20 protein-coding genes are annotated in these 18,361 nt (G+C 29.7%); 12 read left to right on the forward strand and 8 right to left on the reverse strand.

The features are described from left to right. Positions 1-168: 168 nt before the first annotated feature. Entirely contained in the window at positions 169-1,347 is a 1,179-nt protein-coding gene (locus Q0516_RS05315; protein ID WP_294463927.1) for a glucosaminidase domain-containing protein, read from the forward strand. A gap of 26 nt (positions 1,348-1,373) precedes the next feature. Here Q0516_RS05315 and Q0516_RS05320 read toward each other — a convergent pair whose 3' ends face one another. From Q0516_RS05320 to Q0516_RS05335, 4 genes are all read right to left on the reverse strand, one after another. Beyond that, positions 1,374-1,766, reverse strand: a complete 393-nt coding sequence (locus tag Q0516_RS05320; protein WP_294463930.1) for an Rrf2 family transcriptional regulator — start codon at positions 1,764-1,766, stop codon at positions 1,374-1,376. 292 nt (positions 1,767-2,058) lie between these two features. Beyond that, positions 2,059-2,703 (reverse strand): D-Ala-D-Ala carboxypeptidase family metallohydrolase, encoded by a 645-nt coding sequence (locus Q0516_RS05325; protein ID WP_294463932.1) that lies wholly within the window; start codon positions 2,701-2,703, stop codon positions 2,059-2,061. Between the two features lie 120 nt (positions 2,704-2,823). Then, the gene (locus Q0516_RS05330; protein ID WP_294463934.1) at positions 2,824-3,669 is read right to left on the reverse strand and encodes a DegV family protein; all 846 of its coding nucleotides are present in this window, start codon (positions 3,667-3,669) and stop codon (positions 2,824-2,826) included. Continuing rightward, complete coding sequence (locus tag Q0516_RS05335; protein ID WP_257480947.1) at positions 3,670-4,128, reverse strand: MarR family winged helix-turn-helix transcriptional regulator; 459 nt, start codon at positions 4,126-4,128, stop codon at positions 3,670-3,672. Between the two features lie 186 nt (positions 4,129-4,314). On the opposite strand from Q0516_RS05335, the gene Q0516_RS05340 reads away from it, so the two are divergent. From Q0516_RS05340 to Q0516_RS05350, 3 genes are all read left to right on the forward strand, one after another. Then, a complete protein-coding gene (locus Q0516_RS05340) occupies positions 4,315-5,040 on the forward strand; it encodes a PspC domain-containing protein (protein ID WP_294463937.1) in 726 nt (241 codons plus the stop codon). Then, the gene (locus tag Q0516_RS05345) at positions 5,033-5,368 is read left to right on the forward strand and encodes a hypothetical protein (RefSeq protein WP_294463940.1); all 336 of its coding nucleotides are present in this window, start codon (positions 5,033-5,035) and stop codon (positions 5,366-5,368) included. Before Q0516_RS05340 ends, Q0516_RS05345 begins: the two co-directional genes overlap by 8 nt. 91 nt (positions 5,369-5,459) lie before the next feature. Then, positions 5,460-5,873 carry a secondary thiamine-phosphate synthase enzyme YjbQ gene (locus Q0516_RS05350; RefSeq protein ID WP_294463942.1) on the forward strand — a complete coding sequence of 138 codons (414 nt, stop codon included), beginning with the start codon at positions 5,460-5,462 and terminating at the stop codon, positions 5,871-5,873. 77 nt (positions 5,874-5,950) lie between these two features. On the opposite strand, the gene Q0516_RS05355 is transcribed toward Q0516_RS05350, so the two are convergent. Then, positions 5,951-6,331 (reverse strand): VOC family protein, encoded by a 381-nt coding sequence (locus tag Q0516_RS05355; protein WP_257480943.1) that lies wholly within the window; start codon positions 6,329-6,331, stop codon positions 5,951-5,953. Between the two features lie 209 nt (positions 6,332-6,540). Here Q0516_RS05355 and Q0516_RS05360 point away from each other — a divergent pair, with 209 nt between their 5' ends. The 4 genes from Q0516_RS05360 (at position 6,541) to Q0516_RS05375 (ending at position 11,196) form a co-directional block, all read left to right on the forward strand. After that, the gene (locus Q0516_RS05360) at positions 6,541-7,314 is read left to right on the forward strand and encodes a ZIP family metal transporter (RefSeq protein WP_294463948.1); all 774 of its coding nucleotides are present in this window, start codon (positions 6,541-6,543) and stop codon (positions 7,312-7,314) included. Positions 7,315-8,116: 802 nt separating this feature from the next. Continuing rightward, entirely contained in the window at positions 8,117-9,466 is a 1,350-nt protein-coding gene (gene mazG, locus Q0516_RS05365; RefSeq protein ID WP_294463951.1) for a nucleoside triphosphate pyrophosphohydrolase, read from the forward strand. A 75-nt stretch (positions 9,467-9,541) separates the two neighbouring features. Further along, on the forward strand, positions 9,542-9,814 hold the full coding sequence (locus tag Q0516_RS05370) for an HU family DNA-binding protein (RefSeq protein ID WP_257480940.1): 273 nt from the start codon (positions 9,542-9,544) through the stop codon (positions 9,812-9,814). Positions 9,815-9,918: 104 nt separating this feature from the next. Beyond that, positions 9,919-11,196 (forward strand): hypothetical protein, encoded by a 1,278-nt coding sequence (locus Q0516_RS05375; protein ID WP_294463955.1) that lies wholly within the window; start codon positions 9,919-9,921, stop codon positions 11,194-11,196. 26 nt (positions 11,197-11,222) lie between these two features. On the opposite strand, the gene Q0516_RS05380 is transcribed toward Q0516_RS05375, so the two are convergent. From Q0516_RS05380 to glmS, 3 genes are all read right to left on the reverse strand, one after another. Further along, positions 11,223-11,660: a nucleoside deaminase gene (locus Q0516_RS05380; protein WP_294463957.1), complete on the reverse strand. Its 438-nt coding sequence runs from the start codon at positions 11,658-11,660 to the stop codon at positions 11,223-11,225. Further along, complete coding sequence (locus Q0516_RS05385; protein WP_257480937.1) at positions 11,660-12,139, reverse strand: QueT transporter family protein; 480 nt, start codon at positions 12,137-12,139, stop codon at positions 11,660-11,662. The genes Q0516_RS05380 and Q0516_RS05385 overlap by 1 nt, the downstream gene beginning before the upstream one ends. Positions 12,140-12,344: 205 nt before the next feature. After that, a complete protein-coding gene (gene glmS / locus Q0516_RS05390) occupies positions 12,345-14,174 on the reverse strand; it encodes a glutamine--fructose-6-phosphate transaminase (isomerizing) (protein ID WP_294463959.1) in 1,830 nt (609 codons plus the stop codon). A 573-nt stretch (positions 14,175-14,747) separates the two neighbouring features. Here glmS and Q0516_RS05395 point away from each other — a divergent pair. The 4 genes from Q0516_RS05395 (at position 14,748) to Q0516_RS05410 (ending at position 18,285) form a co-directional block, all read left to right on the forward strand. After that, the gene (locus Q0516_RS05395) at positions 14,748-16,337 is read left to right on the forward strand and encodes a VWA domain-containing protein (protein ID WP_294463961.1); all 1,590 of its coding nucleotides are present in this window, start codon (positions 14,748-14,750) and stop codon (positions 16,335-16,337) included. A 179-nt stretch (positions 16,338-16,516) separates the two neighbouring features. Continuing rightward, positions 16,517-17,029 carry a MarR family transcriptional regulator gene (locus Q0516_RS05400; RefSeq protein ID WP_294463965.1) on the forward strand — a complete coding sequence of 171 codons (513 nt, stop codon included), beginning with the start codon at positions 16,517-16,519 and terminating at the stop codon, positions 17,027-17,029. Then, positions 16,938-17,924 (forward strand): cation diffusion facilitator family transporter, encoded by a 987-nt coding sequence (locus Q0516_RS05405; protein ID WP_294463971.1) that lies wholly within the window; start codon positions 16,938-16,940, stop codon positions 17,922-17,924. Before Q0516_RS05400 ends, Q0516_RS05405 begins: the two co-directional genes overlap by 92 nt. 10 nt (positions 17,925-17,934) lie before the next feature. Continuing rightward, positions 17,935-18,285, forward strand: a complete 351-nt coding sequence (locus tag Q0516_RS05410) for a metal-dependent transcriptional regulator (RefSeq protein ID WP_294463974.1) — start codon at positions 17,935-17,937, stop codon at positions 18,283-18,285. Positions 18,286-18,361 lie beyond the last annotated feature (76 nt).

The raw sequence follows: 18,361 nt of genomic DNA on the forward strand, positions 1-18,361 counted from the left end.
CCTCTTTTCATGTTCATATATATTTTATATATATTTAGGTATACTTTCAAGTTAATACAGTATATTATATAAAATTTTGACATTTTACACAAAAATAAGTACAATTAAATAAATTACTTGACATCAAATACGACAATAAAATAAAAAAAGATTGTAAGGTAGGTAATCATGAATACTACTAAAAAGAAGATAAAAGTAAAAAAAACATTAAAAGTAAAGAAGAAAAAAGTTAATTCTTTGGAAAGTGAAATTTTCAATGAACATAAAACTGTCAATTTAAATGAAGATATAAATGACAATATCAATTTAATCAATATAGAAAACACAACTGAAGATAATGAAAATCTTAAAAATAACTTGGAAAAAGATGAAATCAATATAATTGAAACGACGGAAGAAAATCCTTTAGAATCATTACTCCAGGAACTTGAAGAAGCAAATAATAATAATATTAAAGATAAAAAAGAAGCTGATCCTCTGGAAAAGACATTGACAGAAATAGATAAATTGGAGCATTTGGTAAATGAAACCATAGATGACATAAAATTAAAAGAAATATCAGAAAACAGTAATGAAATTGAAAAAGATGAAGAAATTATTTCAGACGTTGATGAAATAAAAAAAGAGTTAAATGAATTAGAAAATGAATTAAAAGAAGATATCCCTAAGCTAAAGAAAAAAACAAAAAAAAGGAATATAATCATTGCAATTTGTTCGGTGCTTATTATCGCTATAATATCTTCAACCGGAGGATATTATATAATAAAAGCCAAAGCAGAAGAGAAAGAAGCTTTAAAAATTGCTAACATTGCAAAAACAGCAAAAGAAGTCAATGTTGCAAATGCGCTTAGAAAGCATACTGCTAAAAAAGTAAAAAAACAAAAAAATATACCAAGCTATTCATTATCCGAAATCCATAAGCTTGATATGAGTAAACCGAGCGGGGTAACCGCAGCTGATTTAAAACTCATAACAAGTCAGGGACTCGTAGGTCTTGAACAAGCATTTGTAAATGCAGAAAAAAAATATAAAGTCAACGCTTTATTCTTAGTAGCAATAGCATCGCTGGAAAGTGCAAACGGAACTATATGCTTTAAACCAAATAACATGTTTGGTTATGGTTCTAAGGGATATCCTTCAAAAGAAGCAAATATATATGACGTAGCAGACGGTATAGGAAACGGATATCTTAAACCGGGTTCGGGACTTTACAGCGGGAAAACAATAAGTGATGTAAATAAAAGATATGCTTCAAGCTCTACATGGGATACAAAAGTAGCAAATAATATGCATAAATACTATTCTGTAATAAGTGCAAGAAGAAAATCCGCATTAAAGAAATTATAAAAAAAACCTATTTAGGTTCTTTTTTATTACTTATTTGATATCATATCTTTAATAGTTGTATTTTGCATATTAACTTTTAAAAACTTTTCTATTTCATTATAAAACCTATCAATATAGCACTTATAAATAAATTGTTTAGTTTCTCTTGGATGATTAATATCATCTAAAATATTAATACTTCCTTCAAACAGTATGACTAAATCATATATACTGATTTCCTCTGCATCTTTTAAAATATAATACATTAAATTATTTTTTCCCAGTACCTTTGCTTCAACAAGTATATTAATAACACTTAATAGAAAGCTCTTTCTTGTTGGGATAACTCTATGTATCTCTTCAAAGGTTTTGTTTTCTTGTTCAATTAATAAATACATTATTATCTTTATTGCTGAATCAGTCATATTATCAAATTTCATAAAGGTTCCTCGTTATTAAAATATTTTATTTTGTTACTTTATTCTTACAATTTGTAACAATAATGATATATTTAAAATATAAATAATTTTTACTAATTTTGATATATTATTTCTATATTTTATTACATATAATAATACAGTTGTAATATTTACATGTGTTACTATATTTAAACTTTTTTTGACAGATTTTAAATAAATATTCTGTTCGCTTTCAATCAGGGGCGCGGAATCTGCGCAGCAGGCGTAGTGCCCCGTACTTCAAACACTAAAAAAGAACTAATCTAAGTCCTTTTTATTTATATAATAACTTCCAAGTATTCTTACCTACAATACCGTCAGCCGTAAGTCCCGATTTATTTTGAAATTTCTTTACCGCATTTTGTGTCGATGAACCAAAAATACCATCCGCCGATATTTTATATCCCTTTTTTACCAATCTATTTTGAGCTTTTTTAACATACGCTCCCCTGCTTCCCCTTGAAATAACAGGATAATAAGAAGGGTTACCTCCAAAAGTTCTTACAGAGCGATAATAATTAGTATAATAATAGAAAAACTTTGAAGGTCTGGAATCTATATGAACAAAATTCGCGTTCGGATAACAGCCTATTCCTTTTAATCCTATAGCTTCTGCATATTTTGCTATAGTTTTTACATCAACTCCACTGATATATATATCAAAAGCTCTTCCCTTTGTATGATAGCTTCCACTTGCTCCTCCTATTTTTCTGTTATAATCTACAGTCCTGTAACCTGAATTTATATGGACGGCTTTTTTAAAATGTACTCTTATTTTTTCTAACTTTTTAATAAGATCTATATCAATAAATATCTTATCGGTTCCGTCATGGCAGGCAAATTCCTTGATTTTAAAATGAGTAGCACCGGGAACTTCATTCTCACCGTCTTTTGATTTGTAATATGTAATCACATTCATTATTTTTCCTCCTACACAGGAATATTACTTCTATTTATAGTATGAAAAAACAATTAATTGTGTTCAAAATAAAAAAGCACCCTAAGGTGCTGAATTTAAGTCAAAGAAAACTATAATTATTTATTCTTCTTCTTTTTTAATATATGCTATGCCTATAGCTCCTGGACCTGAGTAAGTACCCACAGTAGGTCCTATTGAAACAGTTACTTTATCTTTTATATCAACATGCTCCAGCATAAAACTTTCAAAATCTTTTATTGCCTTATGAGCATGAGCATGACCGAAAGAAACCGGATATGAAGTATCTATATCGTCTTTTACTTTCTCTAACATGAATTTATAAGAAAGTTTTTTACCTCTTACTTTTCCTGACTGAACGAGTTCTCCGTCGACAGCCTCTAAAATAGGGTTGATATTAAGCATAGTACCTACAACTCCGGTTGCCTTGGAAATCCTTCCTCCATAAACCAAATACTTAAGTGTATTTAAGCAAACATAAAGCTTTAAATTTTTTATCATATGCTCTATTTTAATAACGATTTCAGAAGCACTTTTCCCCTCATCTCTCAACTTACATGCTTCACTAATTAATAAATAAGTCCCAAAACTGGCAATCCTTGAATCGACTAAATAAATTTTATCTTCGCTGACTTCCATTTTTGCATTGAATGCAGACTGTAGTGTTCCGCTTAATTTGGATGATACAAGGATAGCAACGACATCGTCACCCTTATCCACATATTCCTTAAATACTTTTTCAAAACTCTTTGGACTCGGCTGAGAAGTTGTAGGCATATCATCCCCTGCCAATATGAGTTTTTCATAAAATTCTTCATTATTTATCGTAACACTATCCAAATATTCATCATCGTCAAACCTTACACTCAAAGGCACCACCGTTATATTCAGCCTTTCGATTTGCTCCTTACTTAAATCACATGTACTGTCAACAACAATCTTTACCATTTAATCTACCTTCTTTCTGCTTTTAAAGAATTTTTCCAATTCAACAACAGCTTCCATTAATATTTTTCTCTTTTCCTCAGGAAAAAAATCAAGCATCTCTTTGACCATATTTTCATGAAATTTTGCATGGTTTTCTTCAACTTGTTTACCTGCTTTAGTAGTATAAATATTTATTACTCTCTTATCATGTATATCCCTCTCTCTTAATAAATATCCTTTTTTCTCTAAACTATTTACGCTTATAGTAAGGGTTCCGGGAGTTATATCCAAAGTTTTTGCAATATTTGAAGAAGTATTGTTTCCTTTTTTTTCGTTTTTTACAACAGCTTCGATAACATGCATTTCTCTGATTGAAAGATTTTTAAATTTTCCTTTTTTTAAAGCTCCCTCTTCTACTTTTAAAATTTCATTGAAACTTTCTACCAAAAATTCATTTAATATACGTTCCTCTTTATTCATGTTCGCTCCTAGCTACTTTGACTATCAAATTACTTAAATTATACTCTGTTTTCATATTAAAATCAAATAAAGTATTTTTTGATAAAATTCTTTTTAATTTGTTTTTAATGTTTAATTAATTCATATCTTATCTTATACCTATACTATATAACATATAATAAGACAAAATAATAATTGGAGGACGTTATGAACGAAAAAAAGCTTTACAAAAGCAGAGAAGACAAATATATCGGAGGTGTATGCGGGGGGATCGGTGAATATTTTGAAATCGACTCAACTATTATCAGACTCGCAACGATCCTTTTATCATTTGCAACAAGCGGAGTATTAATTCTTATTTACATTTTACTATGTTTTTTAATCCCTTATGAACCTATAACTCCATATAACACAAATGAAAAACAATCCGCGAATTCATCTTACAATCAAAATTACCAAACAAAAAAAGATAACAATTATGAAAACCCGGTAAAAGAAAACAAGAGACAATATAATCTGGGTATTTTTCTTGTTATAATCGGTGTCGTTCTATTCTTAAGTAAGATTCTTCCGGAATTTATATCAAGATTTATAGTTCCTATAGGATTTTTAATAGCAGGTATTTTACTTATAACCTCAGCTGCACCTGCAAAAAAGAAAAAAGCTGATGATTTCAATACAAAACAAAAAGAAAATTATACTCAAGAAACTTCTGACTCAAAAGAAGACACAAATCAAAATGAAGGAATCAAATCAGAAGAAAACAAAGATGAAGAAGTAAAACTTATAGAAACTTCCGATGAAATCATATTTATGGGTACGAGTGAAGAAAACTCGGAAGACAAAAAAAATGAAGACAATGAGGACTTACAAGGAGAATTTACCAAAGAAGAATTAATCAAAATGAAAGAAGAAGGTGATGATAATGAATAAAAATTTAAAAATCATCTTAGGAGTATTATTTATATTAATCGGTGCCGGATATATACTAGATTTACTTAATATACACATTATTTCATTTAATGGTTTTTTTAGATCTTTAGAATTTATATGGCCTTTATTCCTTGTTGTTATAGGTGTATATCTGCTCACATCCAGCAAAAAAGTAAGAACTATATTTATAAGTATATTTTTAGCTCTGCTTATAGCGGGAACATGTTATTTTACAGTTTCTTCTTACCGCAATATATTTCATAACGATTCTACATTTAACTTTAACGATAATTACAATCACGATACGTTCAATTTCTTTGATTATTAATATAAAGACCTCTTTGAGGTCTTTTTTACTATAGACTAAAATTATAAAATACTTTATAATAGGGATTAACAATATAAAAAAGGAGTTTATTATGTTATTTGAATTTGACCTTAGGACCGACAGTGAAAATTTCCACAATATTACTTCCAAAGTGAGAGAAGCTGTAGAAAAAAGTAAAGTTAAAAATGGTATATGTACGATCTACTGTCCTCACACAACTGCGGGAATAACCATAAACGAAGCAGCAGACCCCGATGTCGTAAGGGATATGATATTTGCACTCGATAAGTTTTTCCCTGATATGAGGGAATTCAGACATTATGAGGGAAACAGCACTGCTCATATAAAATCAAGCATAATAGGAACGAGTGAAAATATAATAATAAAAGACGGACAGTTGGTTCTCGGGACATGGCAGGGAATATATTTTACGGAGTTTGACGGACCGAGGCACAGAAGATTTTTTGTAAATGTAATAAATAGTAATGATGAAACAAAATTATAAAAAGAGCAGATAATCTGCTCTTTTATTTATATATTTAATTTAAAAATTTAAAAATAAATATCCTATTATTTTTTACTCTATTTCTCTCTTATGATTTCAATATCATATCCATCGGGATCGGTCACAAAGAAAAAACTTGACTTATTTCCCCCAAGACCTGAAAAATCAGTAACCTTATACCCTTTTTCCTTAAGTTCTTTATGTGCAGCTTCCAAATCTTTTACATAAAATCCAAGATGTGCAAACCCATTCCCAACTTCATATGGCTTTTCGGGGTCATAATTATAAGTAAGCTCCACTTCACAGGTATCAGCCGCATCTTTCAAGAACACCAAACAAAAGTCTCCCGGATAATCTTTTCTCCTCGTTTCTTTCATTCCGAGAGCTCCAACATAAAAATCCAAACTTTTTTCAAGATCATATACCCTAAGAGAAGTATGTCCAAATCTAAAATCCATAATATCGTCCTCCTTTATTATTATAAAATTATATCACAATTAAATATTTTTAACAATTTAAAATATTACTCATATATAATATTATATACGCTACATTCATATTGACATATTTCGAACGAAAGAGTAATATTCTTATTAAGAAAACAAGGGCTTGAAGCCTTTAAATTTTACATACAGGTTAGTTAAAACTAACTTAAAAGGAGGAGATTATGAATACATTTATTGGAATAATGATACCATTTCTGGGAACAACACTTGGTGCGGCAATGGTTTATCTTATGAGAGGAGATATAAAAGCTTCTGTACAAAAAGCTCTCTTGGGATTTGCGGCAGGAGTTATGATAGCAGCTTCGGTATGGTCGCTTTTGATACCTTCAATGGATATGTCGGCTGATATGAATAAACTGGCTTTTATCCCCGCAGCTGTGGGTTTTGCACTCGGGATAATATTTCTACTTAGTTTAGACAAAATAATCCCGCATATGCATCTTGACAATGAAGTCGAAGGAGTAAGCAGTAAACTTAAAAAAACAACTATGCTGATTTTAGCCGTTACACTTCATAATATCCCCGAAGGAATGGCAGTAGGCGTGGTATTTGCGGGGTTTATGACGGGAAACACAGATATAACTTTTCTCGGAGCGCTCTCTCTTTCAATAGGTATAGCAATTCAAAATTTTCCGGAAGGGGCTATAATATCTATGCCTTTAAAGAATGAAGGCATAAGCAAAACAAAATCTTTCATATATGGAACTTTATCTGGAATAGTGGAACCGATAGCTGCTTTTTTAACGATATTATTATCATCTGTTATAATCCCCTTCCTGCCCTACTTATTATCCTTTGCCGCAGGAGCAATGATATATGTCGTAGTAGAGGAATTGATCCCTGAAGCAAGCGAAGGCGAACATTCAAATATAGCTACGATCGGATTTGCCGTAGGATTTCTTATAATGATGATTTTAGATGTTGCACTTGGATAATATCAACCACATATTAAATAAGAAAATAAATTAAAATATCTACTAATTAAAACGGAAAAATCGCAGTGATTGAATAAAACTTATTTACCGAGTAAAAAATTGTATATTTTATAAATAACGAAAAAATGATGTAATAAATAAAAAATATATTATGAGAATAAGAATATGATTTTAATATTAATTATATTCACTGCCTAAGAAGAATAGTTCATGATTATAATGTTATATTATTTAATATAGTATAAATTTCATGTTATAAAAAAATCAAAAATTTAAGTAATAAAAAATGATAAAATATTTGATGAGCCATAACAATACCCAGCAAGCAAAATATTACATATATAACCAGCTGATATACATATACGTACATTTGATATTCTTCCGCCAAAAGTAAATGAAAATGATGAAAAAAATCCTATATATCATAATGGTATAGAGAAATAACCAAAATTAACTTTCAAAACATAAATAAAAGTCTGTAAGCTACTCTATATTAGGAGTAATTCCATATTACGAATAAGTATAAAGAAAGATATAATAGAGGATACAAGAGTCCTCATAGCCGCTCACGGAAATTAGATAAGAAATTTTATAATGTAGATATAAATATTCCGTCGGGAATATCATTGGTATTTGAGTTTGATGAAAATAATAATACAACAAACCATCATTATTTAGGAGATGAAAGTATAATAAAAAAATAAATAAAGTCATAAATCGAGGATAAATAAAAGCATAAACTATTGTTTCCTTAATATATTCTCTGATAAAATGTAATTATATAACTTAAAGAGGTACAATAATGAAAAAAATATTTATAGTAAATATCAATAATGTAGGAGATTTAAGTTTAAAAACCTTAAATAAAATAGAAAATGCAGAAATCATATATGTAGAAAAAAATAATAAAAAGATTATATTCCCTTTTAAAAAAAGTATAGAATATATCGATATAAATAATTATGAAGAGCTGATAAATAAATTTTCAAATAAAGAAAATATTTGTTTGATATTTGATACTCTTAATAAGAATGATTTACTGGATAGTCTTATTGAGAATAAAAATATTGAAATAAATATAGACGATAACATAACAAATATATTATATAATGACTTGGACAGCTATAAAGTAATAAATGCAAATAACCCCTCTTTAGACATACCTGACTATGGAAGCATAAATATATTTATAAATATAAATGATAAAAAAGATTTAAATAGAGTAAAAGAGCATTTAATCAAATATTTTAGTAAAAAAATTGAAATTTATGTAATAAGAAAAGAAAAACTCGACAAAATAAGGTTAAAGGACTTAAATGACGGGGATGAAGCCTTATTCCCAATAACTTTAATAATCAAAAAGCAAGATTTTCTTTTAATCAAGGGAAGCCTGAATTCATTTATGGATTTAATAGCTTATCTAAGAAGCGACAAAGGCTGTCCGTGGGACAGAAAACAAACACATGAAAGCCTTAAAAAACATCTCTTGGAAGAAACGTATGAAGTAATAGATGCCATTGACAGAAATAATATAGAAGACTTAAAAGAAGAACTGGGAGATTTACTTCTCCAAATAGCGCTTCACTGTCAGATAGAGATAGAAAACAGTTCATTCGATGAAAGAGATGTTATAGACAGTATAAGTTCAAAAATAATAAGAAGACATCCTTATGTATTCGATAATACAATCTTGGAAGGCGAAGACACAAGTAAAGTATGGAATGAAGTAAAAAAAGAAGAAAAATCTTATACTAACTTTTCACAGACTATGGAAAGTGTTCCAAAAGTATTCCCCGCTTTATTATATGCAAATAAAATTCAGTCAAGAGCAAAAAATACAAACTTCGATTTTGAAGATTACAACCAAGCACTAGATAAAATTCATGAAGAAATCAATGAATTTGAAAATGAAATAAATAATGATGAAGATAACTTATTTATGGAAGCAGGAGACTTATTATTCAGTGTTGTAAATACATTACGACTGCTGGACATAAACAGCGAAGAAGCATTAAAAGCATCAACAAATAAGTTTATTTTAAGGTTTTCGATGATGGAAAAGCTGATTGAAGGCGATAATAACGATATTACGGGTTTAAAAGCTGAAATTTTGGAAAAATATTGGGAAAAGGCTAAATTACTATTGAAATAAATATATTTTTTGGTAAAATATAATCTAGAGTTGGAAAGTTGTTAAGTCAACAAATATAAATTTGGAGGAATTATAATGAATAAATCAGAATTAGTAAGCGCTTTAAGCGAAAAAACTGGTCTTACAAAGAAAGAATGTGATAACTGTCTAGGAGCATTTATTGAAACTATTACAGAAACACTTAAAAAAGAAGACAAAGTATCTCTAGTAGGATTTGGTACTTTCGAAGTTAGAGAAAGAGCAGAAAGAAAAGGTATCAACCCTCAAACTAAAGAACAAATCACTATCCCAGCCAGCAAAGCACCAGTTTTCAAAGCAGGCAAAGCTTTAAAAGATTCTTTAAACTAATATTAAATTTATAATTTATGAAGAAAAAAAGATACCTTTATGAAGGTATTTTTTTATTGCCCTTTGTGATATAATAATTAAGTTAATGAACCGGGAGTGATATAATGCAAAAATATGATGCTATTATACTAAATTCAGACGGCAGTAAGAAATTCTTTGAAATAGGTTCCTTTTCTGCTTTTATAGAAAACGATATAACTTTTGAGGCTATCTGTGCTGGAGGGTTCGGCGTTATTAATGCGTCATTTTTAGCTATGCAGGATATTGATAATATGGTTAAATTCTGGACAATGGCTATAAATACCGATTTGTTCAAAGTAACAGAATTGATTGCAAATATATATGAAGCCAACTGGTCAACATTAAATGACAGACAGTTCATAAAAGAATTTACAAAGTTTTTAGCTACAGACGAAAAACTCAATGACTTAAAATTTTCTCTTAAAAAATATATAAAAGAAGATAAAGTACGAAAATCAAATACAAATTTATTTTTAAACAGCATTAATCTAAGTACACTTGATTATGAAGTAATAAATATAAATGAAATACCTTTGGGGCAGTTCCATTCATACCTGTTGCTTTTGATTTGTTTTCCTGAAATTTCAAGGTTTATTAAAAAAAACAATTTATTTACCAATTCAAATACTGATTTAATAAATATTTTGGTAGATAACGGATATCAAAAAATTCTCTCAAGCGAAGAAACTATAGAACCTTTAAGTTTCAGAAATGTAAATGTAATAAAAAGCAGTGACTTTCTGGAAATAGAGAACAGTTATAATAGTGCTAAGATGAAAAAGCATATAAACACAGGATACTTGGATACATTAAAAGCAATAAATAAAGTAAGCGGGAAAATATATTATATTGATTATGTAAATGATATAGAATTTAATAAATTTACTTCACATCTCGGAGAAAAGTTGAGCGAGAGTAAAAATTATCTTCTTAAAATATTGCTTGAAACTAATCATTTAAATAAAAAAATAATATTAGAAAAATTAGATGATTTAATAAAATACTCGGAATTCAGAAAAGAAAAAAATCTGGAATTATCTTTGATAGAAAACCTCGGGAATATACTCGGAATAGAAAAAAATAAAAAGTATACTTTTACCGAATTTAAAAACTTAATAGAAGATATAGTTAAGAGAGAAACAGCTATACAAATAAAAAAGGTTCAGGATAAAGAAGTATTATCAAGGCTGATAAAAAGAAATGAAGATTTGGTGAATATAGACAAAGAGACTTTTATTGAATATTTCTTGATTTTAATCAGTGCAAAGCCGCAGACATATTCTAAGTTAACGCTTGTTTTTAATAAGATCAATAATAAAATGCTGCTTGGAATAGTAACTTTAATATATTTATTCAACTAAAAAAGCAAGGTGGGTACCCCTTGCTTTTATTTATTTCTTATTTGCTTAAAAAAATCTTTTAAAATCACAGAACATCTTTCTTCTTCAATGCCTCCGTAAACATCAATGCCTTTAGCTTTATTATCCTCTAATAGATTATATCTGCTCCCACAAGCACCGTAATCCATATCCATCGCACCAAATACTACTTTATCTATTTTAGCGTTTATAATGGCTCCTGTACACATAGGACACGGCTCAAGAGTTACATATATACTGCATCCGCTTAAATTATGACTGCCAAGAATTCCCGAGGCTTCTCTTATTGCTAATATTTCGGCATGAGCTGTGGGGTCATTATCTTCTATAACCCTGTTATGAGCCTTTGATATGATTTTATCATCCTTAACTATAACAGCCCCAACGGGGACATCCTCCCCGCTTTTTAAAGCTTCTTTGACTGCTAAAAGCATATATGTATTCATTAATCCGAAAGTAAGCTCCTCAATTTTTGATTTTTTTCTATCAATAATAATAACGGAAGCCCAACAACATAAAGACTTACCGCTTGTCCTATTGATACACTTATAAATCCGGCAACAAAAGGGATCGAAGCCATTTTATACAAGATAAAGCCTACAAATAATCCATTGAATAAAATACTCGGTATTCCAACCAAATACTTATTCTTTATCTTACTTGCGGTAAAAGCCGCTAAAAGAGTAGCAATAGAACCAAAAGCTATATCTATTATCCCAAAAGGACTGGATAAGTTCGCGAGTATGCACCCTACGAATAATCCAGGGATTGCGGAAGGCGTAAAATACACCAATACATTAAGCGCTTCCGAAATTCTCACTTGGTTTTCTCCGAAAGCTATCGGAGAAATAAGCATTGTGCTCACAATGTATAAAGCCGCTATTATCGCAGCTTTAGTCAAAAATTTTACTTTACTGTTTGTCATCACATCTCCTATCCACCGCAAAAAAACTCTTTAAAATAAAGAGACTGCAGCTTGTTATTTTATATGATAATAACAGTATGACAGCCTTAGGTACCCCTAAAGGGTATATGAAATACCATGAGACACGACGTTTCATATACCAGTAAAACCAAGAGAAAAATTCTCTTGGTTTTGCCTCCCATACAAATTGTTATTATTAACTTATTTATTCAACGGTAACTGATTTTGCCAAGTTTCTTGGTTTATCAACGTCACAGTTTCTTGCAACAGCAAGGTAATATGCCAATGTTTGCAGATAAACTACTGTCGGTACGACAGTTAAGTCATCAATTACATTATCAATATACATTACCTTATTCGCTTCTTTTTCGATATTTGTATTATGTTCCTTAGCGAAGCCTACTATATATGCTCCCCTAGCAACAACTTCTTTTATATTGCTCAGCATTTTTTCAAATAGAGCATCCTGAGTACAAATAGCGATAATCAAAGTTCCTTCTTCCACTAAGGCTATAGGACCATGTTTAAGTTCACCTGCCTGATACGCTTCCGAATGAACATATGAAATTTCTTTCATCTTTAGAGAACCTTCCAAAGATAAGAAATAATCAAGTCCCCTACCTAAGAAAAATACATCATGAACTTTAAAGTGATCGTAAGCTATTTTCTTTATTTCTTCTTCTTTTGCAAGTACATTTTCAACATTCTTATCAATTTCCATCAATCCTTTGGCTACTTCTTCAAAATGTTCGTCGCTTAGATTTCCGGTCAGTTTACCAAATAGCAATGCAATCAAATACATACTTACAACCTGAGTAGAATACGCTTTTGTCGAAGCAACGGCAATTTCCGGACCTGCCCATGTATAAAGAACATCACTTGCTTCTCTCGAAACAGTACTTCCTACCACATTTGTAACGGCTAAAACTCTTGCACCTTGCTTACTTGCAAGTCTCATTGCGGCTAGAGTATCCGCAGTTTCACCTGACTGTGATATTGAAATAAGAAGTGTATGTTCATCAATAATAGGATTACGATATCTGAATTCGCTTGCGATATCAACTTCTACAGGAATTCTTGCATATTTTTCTATTACATTTTTACCAACGTTACCTGCATAATAAGCGGTACCGCATGCAACTATATAAATCTTGTTGATTTTATCCAAATCTTCTTTTGTAATAGTTATATCATCGAGTTTTACTTCATGTTTTTCTGCATCTAATCTTCCTCTTAAAGTATCTCTGATAGCTCTTGGCTGTTCATGAATTTCTTTAAGCATGAAATGTTCATATCCGCCTTTTTCGGCTCCCGCAGCATCCCAGTTTACTTTAAGTATCTGTTTGCCGACCTTTTTGCCTTCTTCATCGTATATTGTAACGCTATCCTTTGTAATAACAGCAATTTCATCATCGTCAAGCAGATAAATGTCTCTTGTGTGTTTAAGTACCGCAGGGATATCGCTTGCTATGAAGTTTTCACCTTCACCTTTACCGATTATCAAAGGACTGTCTTTTCTGACAGCTATAAGTTCATCTGGATTATCTTTACACATTACTGCAAGAGCATAAGAACCTGAGAGTTTTTTAGTTGCTTCCTTCACTGTTGAAAGCAAATCCCCGTCATATAGCTCTTCTATTAAATGAGCTGCAACCTCAGTATCAGTATCAGAAATAAATCTATACCCTTTTTCTACCAATTCTTCTTTTAAATCTATATAGTTTTCAATTATACCGTTATGAACTATAACGATTTTACCGTTATGACTTGCATGCGGATGAGAATTTATATCAGACGGTTCTCCGTGAGTAGCCCATCTAGTATGTCCTATACCTACATGCCCTTCAACATCGTTCTTTTTAAGGCTTTCTTTTAAATTATCAAGTCTGCCTTTATGTTTTCTTATATTGATCTTTCCGTCCTCGAATACTGCAATCCCGGCTGAATCATAGCCTCTGTATTCTAATTTCGCAAGTCCGTCAACCAAAATATCGCTCGCTTTTTTATCTCCTATATAACCTACTATTCCGCACATATTATATTTTCTCCTTAAGTTTTTAATTTCTTAAAGTTTAAGCTTAATTTTGTCCCAAGGATTACTCCAAGGTTTTTTTAAGCTTTAAGGAACACTTTTATCCCAAAGGGCATCCGCCGAAAACTCGATAAACCCTTTTCCTCGTCAACCTTTTAATATATATTTAGGAATTCGGTTCGGGCGCTTTAATTATAAATTCCTATTCATTAACCTCCTCATTCTAATACATTATATCAAAAGTAAAAGAAAAGTGGAACTAAATTAATCATTTTCTAATTTTCAGAAAATTACTTTAATTTATAATAAAAAACTTTACTTTTCGTAACATAATATTTACATATTGTGACATCACTTTAAGCCTTAAAAATATTACAAAAATCATTGAAATAAGTAATGTATACTGTAAAAATAGCATAAAACATTATATAAAATTAAATATATATAATAATACCATATATGTTACAAAAAGTAAGCATATTGTAACATCATACTGTTAACAGACTTTATTTAATATCTTCAATATTAAAAAATCATTGAAATCTTAAATCTAAAATGAACAAAAGGAGATTTCTAATGAAAAAAAACTTACTTTCTTTTTTACTATTTATTATTTTTCTGCTAAGTACACAAACAAGTATATTTGCAGCAGAAAATAATTATTTGAATAAAAGCAAATCCGCCGAAGAACTAAAAAACGATAAAACAACTATAACTTTATCATTGAAAGCAAATGAAGTAAAAACTTACAGTGATGTCGTATTTGTACTTGACAAATCCACGAGTACAAATGTGAAAAACGAAGCATTAAAAATGCTGCAAGAACTAAACAAAAATGCTCAAAATCACAAGATAAAAGTAGGAATAATTATTTTTAACAAACAAGCACATAATATTTTAGAATTAACAGAATTAAATAATGATAATTTAAAAACAATCGAAAAGGCAATTAATACAAAAATTTCAAGCGGCACTAATTTAGAAGCAGGAATAAGAGCTGGCAGAAAAATGCTTGATAGTGACAATAAAGTTGAAAACAAAAATAAGCATCTTGTTATTGTCAGTGACGGCGTTACATATCTATGGTCAGATGAACCTAAAACGGTTTTTAATGAAAATAATAATACGGGTGAAGAAAATATTTATTGCGGTCCGGATATAGGTCAATTAAAGAAAAATCATAAAGATATAGAATCGTATCTAGATGAGCTAAAAGACTGTAAATCATGGATGAATAAATATAAAGAAAGTTATGAAACAACAATTAAAACTTATACAGATATATATGACGGACAAACTTTATACAGCTATAACCCAGATGAAGATTATAGTAAAAAATACGTTCCGGCAGATAATAGAGAAAATAACGGTTATAGTACGGATATTGCTATGTATACAGCAGCCAAAGAGTACGAAAAGGCAGTAAATAATGGTTATGACTGTTTTTCATATGGAAGTACAGACCAATTATCAGATCATCCATATGGACTAAACTTCATGCTTGGATTATCAAGCTTAGGTGGTATTTCAAAAAAATATGATGATAATGCAAGCGGCGTTGAAGGTATGTTTGACAATGTTAAAAGTGATATACTATATACTATTGAAAAAGGTAAAATCACAGATTTGATCGGTAAAGATTTTGATTTAATATCAAATAGCTTTAAACTATATATCGGAAATAAAGAATTAAAAAGCACTATAAACGACAAACAAGAAATATGTTTTGGTGATAAAGACAAAGATGGTATATACCCTTATGTAATTGAATATATAAACAAACCGGAAAAGTTTATATTAAGTATAAATACCCCAGTTAAAAAAACTGAAAAACTGGAACTTAAATATCAAGTAAAACTTATAAACAAATCAGATAAAGAGGGAGAACATATTGCATATACAAATGAGGAGGCTTATATAGATTATACATCTACTGACGGAAAAGAAAAACAAGAATATTTTAATAAACCGCATATTAAATATATAGTAAATAAAACAAATCCTAAAAACATTGAAAATCAAAAGAAAGAGATCATAAATAAAGAAAAAACTACTAAAACACCTCAAACGGGAGATACAAATGATAATTACATTTATTCGATCATAATGCTTATAAGTTTAGCTGGTTTAGGTAGTATTTTATACAAATTAAAAAAGAGCTTCTAAGATAAAAAAATAGCACTTAAAATAAGTGCTATTTTTTTATATGATCAATTAATATGTTAATAATAACGTATTACAAGGTACCTTAATATTTTTCTTGACAAATCAATAAGGTACCTATATAATCTAAATATAGAAAGGTACCTTTTAAAAATTGGTACCTGATTTTAGGAGGTAATACAATGAATAGAAATCTATATGAACAATTTTCTAAAATACAATGGTTAATGCACAGATACTACCATAAAAACATGAACAGATTTTCAGCAGTATCAGACCCTCACAGAGGACAAGGAAGAGTTTTAAAAATGCTTCAATTAAAACCTGACATATCCCAGAAGGAATTGTCATATTTACTTGATATAAGGTCACAATCCCTCGGAGAGTTATTATCAAAACTGGAAAAAGGCGGATTTATTGAAAGGACCCCGTCAGAAGAAGATAAAAGAGTTATGTTAATTCACTTAACGGAAAAAGGAAAAGAAGCGGGAGAAAATCAATTTGAAATAAATGAAATATTTTCAGATTTGAGCGAAGAAGAACAAAACAATCTGGAAGACTACCTCGACAGAATAATCAAAAGAATGGAGGCATATATAAATTATGACGAAAACGATCAAAGATCAGAAAGAAACAGAAGACACTTTGAACGTCATTTTGAAAGAAGAACAAGAAGAAACGACAGAGAAAAATAACATAACCAGAACTAATGAGGCTATTAAAACCGGTGTTATTGGCATAATCGGGAATTTGATATTATTTATATTAAAACTTGGCACATCATTTTTAAGCGGAAGCATAGCAATATTATCGGAAGGAATTGATAATTTAATCGACTGCATAAGTTCAATTACCGCGGTAATAGGCTTTTATGCTTCGGATGTGGAAGGTGAAAAGACTCACCCATACGGTCACGGGAGAATGGAGTATATAAGCGGACTTTTTATTTCAATAATAATCATGTCAACAGGGATACTATTAATGAAAAAATCCATAACAAATTTAATCGAGCCCGTAAAGCCGGATATAATCCCACTTCTGTTTATAGTAAGTATTATATCAATAATAATAAAACTCGGATTGGTATTATATACAAAAAACAAAAATAAAAGCATTGAATCATCTGCTCTAAACGCAAATATAAAAAATTATTCTTCGGACATACTAGCTACATCGGCAACTCTAATATCATTTATAATCTCCCCTTTTACAACTCTTCCCGTAGACGGGATTTTAGGGCTAATTATAAGCATAATAATATTCTACAGCGGTATTCCTGCTTTCAGTGAAAATATAATATTACTGATTGGTAAAGGAGCAAATGAAGAAGATGAGAAAAAAATAGAGAGTATAATAATGAAATATCCTATTTTCGATAAACTCAAAGATTTTGAAGTCCACGATTATGGTCCGGAACATAAAATTGCTATTATTCAAATTTCATTAAAAGAAAGTTTTGATAATAAAGAATTGAAAGACGATATAAATAAAATCAAAAATGAAATTAAGTATAAGTTTAAATTTGAACCCTATATTTATGTAGATGTAGATGAAATTATAAAAATCAAAGAAAAAACATATTTAATTTAAAGAGGAAGACATGAGAAATTCTGCATGCAGATATTTGCAAAGTATTTATAAACTTAGAATAAAAAGTAATAATGTACATGCTATAGATATCGCAAAATACATGAACTATTCAAAAGCAAGTGTAAGCCGTGCAGTTAAGAACTTAAAGAAAGATGAATATATTAAAGTTGATAAAGACGGAAAAATAAACCTGACTTCTAAAGGATATGAGAAGGCAAAATCAATAGAAGATAAATATTCATTTTTCTACAATAAACTTATCGGCATGGGACTTGATACAAATACCGCTGATAGCGACGCTTCAAGTTTTGCTTATAACATCAGCTGTACGACTTTCAATAAACTAAAAAAAAATTTTTAAAAGCGATAAAAATTTCGCTTTTATTTTTTTAGTGATATAATTATTATAATATTGTTAATTATTAAATCATTGGAGA

The organism is uncultured Anaerofustis sp., from assembly GCF_938029165.1.
In the GTDB taxonomy this organism is placed as follows: domain Bacteria; phylum Bacillota; class Clostridia; order Eubacteriales; family Anaerofustaceae; genus Anaerofustis.